At 50.7% G+C, this 9283-nt stretch carries 7 protein-coding genes; 3 read left to right on the top strand and 4 right to left on the bottom strand.

The window, feature by feature from the left end; translation table 11 throughout:
- The 3 genes from J4D97_RS22330 to asnB form a co-directional block, all read right to left on the bottom strand.
- Window positions 1–228 (bottom strand): 3-hydroxyacyl-CoA dehydrogenase NAD-binding domain-containing protein (locus J4D97_RS22330; protein WP_243900472.1); only part of this gene is annotated, 228 nt, incomplete at its 3' end.
- A 68-nt stretch (window positions 229–296) separates the two neighbouring features.
- Window positions 297–1028, bottom strand: a complete 732-nt coding sequence (locus J4D97_RS22325) for a glycosyltransferase family 2 protein (protein WP_208309527.1) — start codon at window positions 1026–1028, stop codon at window positions 297–299.
- 31 nt (window positions 1029–1059) lie between these two features.
- Window positions 1060–2967 carry an asparagine synthase (glutamine-hydrolyzing) gene (asnB, locus tag J4D97_RS22320; RefSeq protein WP_208309526.1) on the bottom strand — a complete coding sequence of 636 codons (1908 nt, stop codon included), beginning with the start codon at window positions 2965–2967 and terminating at the stop codon, window positions 1060–1062.
- Window positions 2968–3091: 124 nt separating this feature from the next.
- Between asnB and J4D97_RS22315 the strand changes: the two genes are divergently transcribed.
- Window positions 3092–3580 (top strand): acyl-CoA-binding protein, encoded by a 489-nt coding sequence (locus tag J4D97_RS22315; protein WP_208309525.1) that lies wholly within the window; start codon window positions 3092–3094, stop codon window positions 3578–3580.
- Window positions 3581–3644: 64 nt separating this feature from the next.
- Here the strand turns inward: J4D97_RS22315 and J4D97_RS22310 are convergent, their stop codons facing one another.
- Window positions 3645–5168 carry an FAD-binding oxidoreductase gene (locus tag J4D97_RS22310; RefSeq protein WP_208309524.1) on the bottom strand — a complete coding sequence of 508 codons (1524 nt, stop codon included), beginning with the start codon at window positions 5166–5168 and terminating at the stop codon, window positions 3645–3647.
- A 43-nt stretch (window positions 5169–5211) separates the two neighbouring features.
- Here J4D97_RS22310 and J4D97_RS22305 point away from each other — a divergent pair, with 43 nt between their 5' ends.
- Window positions 5212–5889: a C40 family peptidase gene (locus J4D97_RS22305; RefSeq protein WP_243900471.1), complete on the top strand. Its 678-nt coding sequence runs from the start codon at window positions 5212–5214 to the stop codon at window positions 5887–5889.
- Window positions 5890–6043: 154 nt separating this feature from the next.
- Window positions 6044–9262, top strand: a complete 3219-nt coding sequence (locus J4D97_RS22300; RefSeq protein WP_208309523.1) for a TonB-dependent receptor — start codon at window positions 6044–6046, stop codon at window positions 9260–9262.
- Window positions 9263–9283: the final 21 nt, after the last annotated feature.

The following is a 9283-nucleotide window of genomic DNA, read 5'->3' as shown; positions in this document are numbered from 1 at the left end:
GTCTTTGATAGCCTCTGCCAAATTAGTAGAGAAATTTAGGCGGCCAGCCGACACGTTACGGCTTACCATTTCTTCCAGGCCCGGTTCGTAGATGGGTAGGATACCTTCGTGCAGGTTATCTATTTTCTTCTGATCAATGTCGATACAGGTTACCTCAATGCCTACCTCGGCAAAGCACGTGCCCGTTACGAGGCCCACATAGCCCGTACCTACTACTGCGATTTTCATAATTAAAGGGAAAAAGTCTGGTATAACTTCAATGCAAAGGTGAAACAAAAAGGCGTAGGAATCATGGATTATCTCAATAACCCATACCTAATAATGCAATAAATTGCCCACAAGCCATCGCGCCACCCTATTTTTTTACCTTCGTTATAGGTGCGGCCATAGTAACTGATGCCTACTTCATAAATACGTATATGAGGTACGCGGGCTACTTTGAGCGTTACTTCCGGCTCAAAGCCAAAGCGTTTTTCTGCCAACGTCAGGCCCTGTACGATATCGCGCCGAAAAAGTTTGTAGCACGTTTCCATATCCGTCAGGTTGAGGTTGGCGAAGAGGTTGGTCAGCATAGTGAGCCAACGATTGCCGATACTGTGCCAGAAAAACAGCACGCGATGAGGACTCCCGCCCATAAAGCGTGAGCCGTATACCACATCGGCTACCCCGCGCAGCACAGGTCGCAGCAGTAGGTTGTATTCGGCAGGATCATATTCCAAATCCGCGTCCTGAATTACGATGTAGTCGCCGGTAGCGGCTCGTATACCAGTATGCAGCGCCGCTCCTTTTCCTTGATTTACTGCATGTTTGTGGTACTGCAAAGACAGGTTAGGGTGGTTGGCTTGGTACTGCTGCACGGCGTGTGCCGTATTATCCTCAGAGCAATCGTCAACAACAATTACTTCTTTGGCTAGGTTGCTAAGCAATTCCACCGCTTCTATCTGCTCCAGTATTTTAACAATCGTTGCGCCTTCATTATAAGCCGGAATCACGATAGAAAGCTTACTGACCGGCGCAATAGAACTCATGCAGCAAAGAGAAAACCTAGAGTGGAAGTAGTTACGCTTGCATCCATTTTTTCCACCACCACTGAAATACGATAAGCGCCCAGATGCGGGCGTGCACGTCGCCGGGGCTACGGGAGAATAGTTGGGTTTTGAGGGCGCGAATAGCTCCTATGTCGAAAATCCCTTGGGCTTCGATGAATGCATCGGAAAGCAGGTCATCTTCAATCAGCGGACGCAGCTCGCCGCGGAACCACTTAAGCAAGGGCACTTCGAAGCCGTGCTTGGGACGCTTGTATAGCTCCTCGGGCAACATGGGCCGGAAAGCATCCTGCACAATCTTCTTTTTCAGATTCGCGTCAATTTTGCTCGATACCGGTAGGGAGAAAGCAAAGTTGACCACATTGTGGTCCAGGAATGGCGGACGCACCTCCAACGAGCAGGCCATGCTCATTAGGTCTACTTTGGCCAGCATATCATAGGGCAGCACCAGCTGTACATCGGTGAGTAGTACCTCATTTAGGTCGCCGTCGGCGTGCAGGTGTTGCAGAATGTCTTTGCGGCGTTTGTCGGCTAGCTTCTTGTTGATTTTCTGCTGGGCAGCGGGGCTGAGCAGGTTACGTGCATCGGTGGCCGAAGCAAAGGTAGCCCAGTCCCAGTATCGATCTTTGGGGCCGCTGAGCATGCCGCGCGAAAAGCGCTGGAATTGCCGCACCCGGTTGCCAAAGAATGAGTTGCGTGATTTAGGCAACACATCCCACAGCAGGTTCAGGCTGGTCACGGCCTCGGCCTTGAAGCCGCCCTGCCGCACCTGAAACTCCCCCATGTGCTTGTTATAGCCCGAAAATAGCTCATCGGCCCCATCACCGGACAGGGCCACGGTTACTTTCTCGCGGGTGCGCTTGCTCAGAATGTACACCGCCAATGCTGAGGAATCAGCGAAGGGCTCATCAAGGTAGTTCAGCACATCGAAGATATGGTCGTATAAATCCTGGTTGGTAAGCGAGAAAACCGTATGGTTGGTCTTGTAGCGGTCGGCTACTAGCTTGGCGTATTTGGTTTCGTCGAAAAACGGCTCGTCGCGGTAACCAATGCTGAAGGTGTTTAGGTGCTGCGTATGACGCGAGGCCAGTGCCACTACCACAGATGAATCGATGCCCCCGCTCAGGAAAGCACCCAGCGGCACGTCGGCTACCAGACGGCGTGATGTGGCATCATCGAGCAAATCAACCAGCTTTTTCTGTTGCTGCTCGTAGCTGAGTTTGTTCTTTTGGACCTTCTTGGGGTCATAGGGCACTTTGTACCAGCGCTTGCGCACTACCTTCTTGCCTTTGATATAAAGATAGTGGCCGGGTAATAATTTCTTGACCCCTTTGAAAATAGTGGCCGGACCCGGAATGTAGTTCAGCTGCAAATAATGACTCAGCGATGTATAATCCAGTTTACGTGGCACGCCCAGCGCCAGCAGCGACTTCATCTCGGAGCCAAATAGTAATTTGTCTTCGTCGCGGTACACCAAGATGGGCTTCTCCCCCATTCGGTCGCGGGCAATGAATAAGGAGTTTTCCTCTTTATCATAAATCGCCAAGCCGAAGAATCCGTTGAGCTTCTTCAGAAAGTTTCGGCCCTCAGTGATATAGAGTTGAAGAATAACCTCAGTATCGGTCTGGGAATGAAAGCGGCAGCCTTTCGCTACTAGCTTTTGCCGCAACTCCTTAAAGTTGAATATCTCCCCGTTAAAGACAATGGTATAGCGCTCCGACTCGTCGGTCATGGGCTGGTTGCCATCGGCCGACAAATCCAGAATGGCCAGACGGCGGAAGCCTAAGCCTACGCAGTCGTATACGTATTGCCCCCGCGAGTCGGGGCCGCGGCTCTCAATGGCATCAGTAGCGGCGGGTAGGGCGGCCAGCGTCGTGCGACCCGCATCAGTAAAGGCGAATGTTCCGGTAATTCCACACATAGCAGTGGGTAAAAGTACGAAGTCTGCGGACTACCCTGTAAATAAAGTGCCAGATACCTCCGCAACCAAAGCCCGGCTGGTTTAGTACACCTTGGTACCTGCTCACCCTCAGCCTCCCTTTATTATGAATCTGCAAGAACAAATGAGCCTACAAAAGCAATTTGAAGTCGCCATTACGCGCGTAGACGCCCTACCTGCCGAAAAAGGCGCTGAACACATGACTGACCTCTACGGTCTCTACAAACAAGCCACCGACGGCGACCACGACACTAAACATGACGAGGTAGACACCGACGACCACGACAATCCCAACGGCCCTGCCGGCCTCTCACAGGCACAGTGGGACTCGTGGAGCAAGTATAAAGGAATGCCCGAGGAAGAAGCCAAACGTCAGTATGTGGCCTTAGTCGAAAAAATTGCCGGCCCGGTAGGCGAGGCGGCTAATATTATCACTGGAAACGGCCAGCCTGCTACTGCTACTCAGGTAAATCCTGCTGGTACTGCCAGAGTTGATGATCCGCAGCCTGGAAAATCGGCCCCTGGTGGCTTGCAAGGTAACCTCGACGGCGGCGCACCCTATGGTGGTGAAGACGATCTAAAGCTTGAACAATAAGCACGGATTCGCTCGGAGTTTAACGGATTACACGGATTTTGCAAACGGTAATTTTCGTATTGCATTACCAAGCAAAAAGGCTCACCAATTGGTGAGCCTTTTTGCTTTCGTGCTTAGATAAGTAGAAAATCGTCTCCGAAATTCGTGTAATCCGTTGAACCCCGAGCGAATCCGTGGTCTGAAAAATTTTACCCGGATTCATAATGCCATGCGGATCAAATACCTTCTTGATGCCGCGCATCAGATTGAGATTGGCTTCTTTTAACGCGATGCCGATATAGCCTTGCTGCACTAATCCGATGCCATGCTCGCCGCTGATTGTGCCGCCTAATTTTACACACAGCTCAAAGATTTCGGAAATAGGCTTGCGCAGGCCTACATTCCATTTTTCGTCGTCTAAGTCGCCGCGGATGATATTGACATGTAGGTTACCGTCGCCAGCGTGGCCGTAGCACACACTCTTAAAACCGTAGCGAGCCCCTATCTCCTTCACGCCTCGTAGCAAGGTAGGCAGCTCCGCGCGGGGCACTACCGTATCTTCTTCTTTGTACACCGAGTTGTAGCGCACTGAGTTGCCAATGTTGCGACGAATTTTCCACAACTCGTCTTTCTGTGTGGCGTTATCGGCCAGTAGGATTTCGCCTACGTCGTAGTTCTCCAGTACTGTATATACCTGCTCGGCCTCTTTATACAGATTATCCAGGTCCTGGCCGTCCAGTTCGATAAGTAGATGTGCTGTAATATCATCTGGCAGAGTAAGCGGAATTTTCAAGTAATCGGAAGACCACGCAATAGCTTCGCGTTCCATAAACTCCATGCCCGATGGGATGATACCTGCCCGGAACACTGCCGATACTGCCTCTGCTGCCTGCCCCTCCTGCCGGAAGGGTACCAGCATTAGAATGTTGTGCTTAGGGTAGGGCAACAGCCGAAATACCACTTTTGTGATGATGCCAAGCGTACCTTCCGAGCCTACCATCAGCTGAGTTAGGTTGTAGCCAGTGGAGTTTTTGAGCGTATTGGCTGCTGTCCAGATGATATCACCGGTGGGTAATACCACTTGCAGATTTAGTACGTAGTCGCGGGTAGTACCATATTTCACCGCTTTAGGACCACCACTGCTATGGGCCAGATTGCCTCCTAAAAAGCAACTACCCTTGCTGGCCGGATCAGGAGGGTAGAACAGTCCCACGGCTTGCACAGCCTGCTGAAATGCTTCATTTACTACCCCTGGCTCTACGGTAGCCTGCAAATTGCGCTCATCGATTTCAACGATTTTATTGAGCCGATCGGTACTGAGCAATACTCCATTGTGCACAGGCAGGGCCCCGCCACTCAAGCCAGTACCAGCGCCGCGGGGCGTCACCGGAATGTGGTGTTTATGGCAGAGATGCACAATCTGGCTGATTTCCTCAGCGTTAGCGGGTCGAAGAACCACATCGGGTGCGTAGTGTAAGTCCTCGGTGTGGTCGCGGCCGTAGTCGGCGTACGCATCGGCTTCGGCGTGCTGAGCGGTTAGGATGTATGCCGGGCCTACTATTTGCTCGAAAGCAGCAATCAGCTCGGGAGTGAGAGACTGGAAATTCATGGTAGAAAAAGAACAAATGACCGATTCACCTATCTTTGTGCCGATGCAGGCATCCATCGCGAAGGTACAGTATTCGGAGCAGGCGCGTCGGCTTTTCACTATTTTCCTGATGGGGATAGTGTTATGGCTCAGCTCCTGCAACGGCACCCGCAAAGTAAATTACCGCAACGGCCGCTATTACTCGGCCCGCGATATGGCCCGCATGAAGGCCGAGGATCGGCGCCGCGGCACCAGCCGAAGTCGCCCGATGGCCCGCACCAAGACCCGAAAGGCCCTACCCTCCGGCCGCACCAAGATTGTGGTGAAACGCAGTTCTCTACCAGCTAATGTGCCGCGCGAAATGGCCACTGTCATTGCCACGGCCCGCTCCTACCAGGGCACTCCTTATAAGTTTGGTGGCACCTCCCGTTTGGGTATGGACTGCTCGGGGCTGCTCTACAATTCTTTCGCGGCCATCAACGTCGCCATTCCGCGTTCCTCCAACGAGCAGGCTGCCTGGGGCGACCCCGTGAAACCCCAAAACCTACAAGTAGGGGATTTAATATTCTTCGGCGCCAATCCTGGCAGCGGCACCATTACGCACGTGGGTATGGTGACGGAGTCTAACACCGAGGGAGTGCAATTCATCCATGCATCTAGCTCATTGGGGGTTACTGAAAACAGTCTGGAGACAGATTATTACCTCAGCCGGTTTATTAAGGCTGTGCGTCCTAGATTATAATTAATTGACAATTAACTTTATAAGCAGATCAATTTCAATTGAGTCCTTTACAACGTAACAATTTCTTAACATTATCTCCAATAGCAGACCTATTACTTTTGCGGCGTTTTTCCTTAGTCCTTAGCGAGCTTTTTTTCACTTTTTCCTTCTCTTTATGAGACAAACACTTTTACGCAACTTGCTTGTGCTACTGCTGACAGTTTTGTCAGTACAGCGTGGCTGGACGCAGGGTGCTACTACCGCAGCCATGAACGGTACGATTACCGATCAAACTGGTAGTGGCCTACCCGGTGCCACCATCATTGCCGTGCACACGCCCACCAACACGCAGTATGTAGCGCCTACCAATTCAGAGGGCCGCTTTAACATTCAAGGCATGCGCGTGGGTGGCCCTTACACGGTGCGTGTAACTTTTGTGGGCTACCAAGATGTGACACGTGACGGTATATTCCTGACCTTAGGTCAGAATCTTCGCTTGGATATAAATCTGAATGAAGCCACTACTGAACTAGCAGGTGTAACCATAACAAGTGAGCAGGACCGCGTTATCAATGCGGGCCGTACGGGTGCCGCCACGACCGTTTCACGAGAACAAATTCAACGCCTGCCAACGCTGAACCGTAGTTTACAGGATTTCACGCGCCTTTCGCCCCAAGCTAATGGTGGTGGTAGCAGCTCAATTGGTGGCTCTAATAACCGATATAACAATATCACTATTGATGGTGCAGTAAATAACGACGTATTTGGTCTAGCTGGCTCTGGCACTCCTGGTGGCCAAGCTGGCACGCAGCCTATTTCGCTGGATGCAATTCAGGAACTGCAAGTGGTAGTAGCCCCCTACGACGTAACATTAGGCAACTTCACCGGTGGTGGTATCAACGCCGTTACGCGCTCTGGTACAAACAATCTATCTGCTTCTATTTATGGTTTCGGCCGTAATGAGCGGCTAGTGGGTAAAAGCGTAACCGAACCTCGCACAAAAGCCACTGAGTTTTACAATTACCAGACTGGTGCCCGCGTAGGTGGTGCTATTGTGCGTGACAAAGTATTTTTCTTTCTGAACGCTGAAATCAGTCGTCGCAGTGCACCGCTGGGTTTCGACCCCGGAACGTCTGCTTCCCGCCTCGATCAAAGCGTAATTAATACTATTGCCACCACGGCGACTTCTAAGTACGGTTACGATGTGGGAGGATTTGGTAATACTAACCTGCGCCGGGAAAGTAATATAATTTTCGGTCGTCTGGACTTCAACCTTTCGGACAACCACCAGTTAACGGTACGTCACAATTTCGTGGATGCCTTCGATGATAACTTATCGCGCAACTCTACGCAGCTACGCTTCGGTAGCAACGGCTATAAGTTCAACAACACCACCAATAGCACTGTAGCAGAATTAAACAGCCGCCTTGGCAGTGTATCGAACAAGCTGCTACTGAGCTATTCTCGTATTCGCGACACACGCGACATACCTAGTTCACGATTTCCTACATTTGAAATCAACGAAGATGGCCGCCGCTATACCTTTGGTACGGAACGTAGCTCAGGATTCAACCAACTCGACCAAGATATCTTCGAATTCACTGATAACGTAACCCGCGCCATCGGCAAGCATACGTTAACGCTGGGCACTCACAATGAATTCTTCAAGTTTAGAAATCTGTTCATTAATAATGGAGTTGGTTATTATCAGTTCAACTCGCTGGCGGACTTTCTAAACGAGCGCCCCAACCGTCTACAAGCAGCCTATGCTACCGCCAATAACGGTGAGGCTAAGTTTGGTGCTATGCAGTTTGGTGCGTATTTGCAGGATCAGTATTCACCTGCTGAGAACCTGCGCCTTACTCTGGGTCTGCGCGTAGATGCACCCTTCTTCTTCGACCGCCCTGGATACAATGCAGGTGTTACGGAGGGTTCGGGTACATCAACTACTCCAGGCTTCGGTTCCGATGTTAGCACCCGCTATATACCTAACGGTCAGTTGTTGTGGGCACCTCGAGTGGGCTTCAATTGGGACGTGAATAACGATGCTCGGGTGCAAGTACGCGGTGGTACTGGTATCTTCACCGGACGTGTGCCATTTGTGTGGATTTCTAACAGCTTTACAAACAGCGGCCTAATTCAGGGTGCTGTGGACGCCCGTCCCATCACTACCGGTACAGCTCCGAACACAACCACTACTTACCCACCTGTTGTAACTGACCCATCCCGGATTCCAACAGTATTCACTACTGCTCCATACTCGCCGGTACGCACGTCTGAAATTAACGTAGTAACTAAGGATTTCAAGCTGCCCCAAGTATGGCGTACTAACTTGGCGGTTGATTTCCGCCTACCCGGTGATGTAATTGCTACAGTAGAGGGTATTTATTCTAAAACTCTCAACGATATCTATTACAGAAACATTAACCTAAAGGAACCAACTGGCCGCTTGGCTGGTCCCGATCAGCGTCCGTACTATCCGAACGCACGTCAAATCAATAGTAACTATACCAACGTACTGCAACTCACAAACACTAGCAAAGGCTACCGCTACACGGCTACAGGTCAGTTGCAGAAAAACTTTACAAACGGCATCAACACGTCGGCTTCTTATACCTACGGTATGTCGAAAGAGCTGAACAGCGGCGCCAGTAGCACAGCTCTTTCTAACTGGCAGTTCAACCAAGTACAGTCTGATCCGAACAACCCAGGGTTAGGCTTCTCACGCAACGACCAGCGTCACCGTGTACTAGTGACGGGTGGCTATACCTTCCGTTACGGTTCCGATAATCGATTTGCTACCAACATCTCGGCTGTCTACGAAGGTTACTCAGGTGCTCCCATCGCTTACGTATATGGTCAAGGTGGTCTCAACCTGAACAACGACGGTGCCTTCACTAATGATCTAATATATATCCCACGCGATGTGCGTGACCAGAACGAAATTATTCTGGTTCCTAGTGGTACCTCAGATACGCGTACACTCGCCGAGATTCAGAATCAACTGGAAGCCTTCATCCAGAATGACCCTTATCTGCGCAGCCACCGCGGTCAAGTTGCCGAGCGTTTCGCTGGCCGCACCCCTTGGACACACCAAGTGGATATCCGTCTAGCACAGGATGTAAACTTCTTAGCTGGGGGCAAGAGGAATACGATTCAAGTCACTCTTGATTTCCAGAACGTAGGTAACCTACTTAACAAAGATTGGGGTCGTCAGTATTTTGTTTCAAATAATGCTGTAGAACTACTACGTCCAGAACGAACGGGTAGCAACGTACAGCCGACCTTCTCTTTTCCTTCTACTTTCGCTGCCAATGGCAACCGTGGGTACGATATCTCCCCTTTTACCTCACGCTGGCAGGGTCAATTAGGCATACGTTATATTTTCAACTAATTGCTTAGCAATTTCATTAAA

The organism is Hymenobacter defluvii (genome assembly GCF_017589435.1).
GTDB lineage: Bacteria > Bacteroidota > Bacteroidia > Cytophagales > Hymenobacteraceae > Hymenobacter > Hymenobacter profundi.
This window is presented reverse-complemented; position numbering and strand designations above follow the sequence as displayed.